This window comes from Micromonospora sp. WMMD736, from assembly GCF_049179015.1.
Taxonomy (GTDB): Bacteria; Actinomycetota; Actinomycetes; order Mycobacteriales; family Micromonosporaceae; genus Micromonospora.
The window spans coordinates 1-2,236 of sequence record NZ_JBMHMI010000142.1 but is presented as its reverse complement, the minus strand read 5'-3'; the positions used below and the strand labels follow the sequence as shown (position 1 = coordinate 2,236).

3 protein-coding genes are annotated in these 2,236 nt (G+C 70.3%); all 3 read right to left on the bottom strand.

What is annotated here, in order from left to right; translation table 11 throughout:
• Nucleotides 1–586, bottom strand: a 586-nt coding sequence (locus tag ACN269_RS34790) for an enolase C-terminal domain-like protein (protein ID WP_421477592.1), incomplete at its 3' end; no start/stop codon positions are given.
• Nucleotides 587–619: 33 nt separating this feature from the next.
• On the bottom strand, nucleotides 620–1,648 hold the full coding sequence (locus tag ACN269_RS34785) for a CobW family GTP-binding protein (protein WP_421477590.1): 1,029 nt from the start codon (nucleotides 1,646–1,648) through the stop codon (nucleotides 620–622).
• A gap of 10 nt (nucleotides 1,649–1,658) precedes the next feature.
• Nucleotides 1,659–2,236: TetR/AcrR family transcriptional regulator (locus ACN269_RS34780; RefSeq protein ID WP_421477588.1), on the bottom strand; the 578-nt coding region annotated here is incomplete at its 5' end.

Sequence of the window (2,236 nt, the reverse complement as noted above, 5' to 3'; positions counted from 1 at the left end):
CCGGTCCGGCGGAGTGGATCAGCGCCGCATCCGCAGCGATCGGAACGTCGATCCGGCGGCGCAGCGCCGCGAGTTCGGCCAGGGTGCCGCAGGGCTGTTCCACGTATTGCAGGTCACCGGCAGCACGGGCCAGTGCAGGAATCAGATCGGCCGCGGTGCGCACATCCCAGGCGCCGATCGCGGCACACCGGATCTGCCCGTCGGCGCCGAGCGCGTCGCGCACCGCTTCGACCCGGGCGATGTCTTCGGCGAGCGTGCTACCGGGGGCGCCCACCCAGATCTCGGCGGTGTGGCACCCAGATTCGGCCACCAGTGCGGCGGCCTGGGCCGCATCGACCGGCGGGACTCCGATCGCGACCGGAATCCGGCCGCGTACCGGGTCGGGCCAGCCGACGGTGCCCGGTTCGGTCGCGGCGGTGAGCCAACGGGCGGCGAGGCGATCGTCGGCGGCCGGAGGCGGGCTGAACTCACCCCAGCCCTGGGGCCCCTCGATCAGCATGCACTCGCGGTCGCCAACCTCACCGAACCCGGCGCGCACCGGGATGGCGACGACGACGGCGCGGTCGAAGTCGATCAATGTGTTCACCGGGGCAATACGCTATCGACTCCCGACCCGGGATCAGAGACTGAGCCGTCGATAGCGCTGCAGTCGACGCACGCCGACGGTCGGCGCCGGGCCGTCGTGGCTGCCCAGCGCCGACGCCATCCGGACGCGCGCGGCCTCGACGTCGAACCCGGTCCCGATGGCCACCAGCACGTTTCCTGGCGCTGTCGCCCGCGCGGTGGTGACATGAATGGCGGTGCCGACCACGTTGATCACGTAGCTGCGCACCCGATCCCGGTAGCGCACCGCCACGGTGCCCTTGAGCCGGTAGACGCCTGGCGGTGGCTGCTCGCACAGGCTGAGCACCGCGCCGGGGTCGACCGTCCCCGAGCTGGTCGTGGTCACCGAGGCGGCGTGTACGTGCTCGTGCTGATCGGCGTGCGCCGACGGGTCCTCGATGTCGGTGAGCAACTCACGAAAGCTCAGCTGTCCCAGGTCTTCTGAACCCGACACGTCGTAGAGCAGGGCGGGGTCCACCCGCCCGCCGATGGCGCCGACGATGTGTGCCTCCGGGTTGCGTTCACGCACCCGCTGCTCGATCCGGCGCAGCGCTGCGGCGCGGTGCGTCTCGTCGATCCGGTCGAGTTTGTTGACCACCACCAGCGACGCCGCGCCGTATCGGGCCAGCGGTGGACCGCCCCGATCGACGGTGTCGAAGTGGGTCGCGGCATCGATCACGTCGACGACGCCGCCCGGTCGGACCCGTTCGACCTCACTGAACCGGATGATCCTCGATATCGCCACCGGGTCGGCCAACCCGCTGGCTTCGACGATGATGGCGTCCAGGTCCAGGCGGGGGTCGGCGAGCTTGGCCAGCGCCTCGTCCAACCCACCGTCCTCGGGCAGACAACAGATGCAGCCACCGGTGATGGACGCCGGTTCGTCGACCTGGCCGGTGACCAGTCCGGCGTCCACGTTCAGCTCGCCGAAATCGTTGATGATCACCCCGATCCGGGCGCCCGGGGCCCGCAGCACGTGGTTGAGCAGGGTGGTTTTGCCGGCGCCGAGGTACCCGGTGAGCGCGATGACGGGAATGGCGGCCACCGGCCAGAGTCTAGATATCGTGTGCCGCCGAGCGGTCAGCCACGCCCAGTCCGGCCGCCAGCACGTCGACGACTCGGCCGAGTTCGGCATCGTCGATCGGCTCGGCTATCACCATGATCGTGAAGAACATTGCGCCACCGAGCATTCGATGCACGGTAGCGGTGTTCGGCGGCGCGCAAAGTTCGCCGCGCCGCACGGCGCGGTCGAGGATGGCGTCTATCTCAGCTCGTTCGGTCGCGACGAACACGCTGCGTAGGCGGTCAGCGACGTTCGGTGCGCGGCTGATCTCGGCGACGACGTGCGGGGCGACCTCGCGTGCGGCCGGCGTCGACATGTCCGAACGGATCCGCTGCCCGAGGGCGAACAGGTCGCCCCGCAGCGATCCCGTGTCGGCCGGCGGGACCGGCGCTGAACCGTGTACTCCCGCAGCGAACAACAGTTCGGCCTTGGACTGGTACCGGCGGTAGATCGCGGCCTTCGAGGTGCCTGCCCGGGCGGCCGTCGCATCCATCGTCACGCGCGCGTAGCCGACTTCGTCCAGCAGTTGGCGGGCCGCAACCAGGATCGCGTCATCGAGTCCGGCGTCCC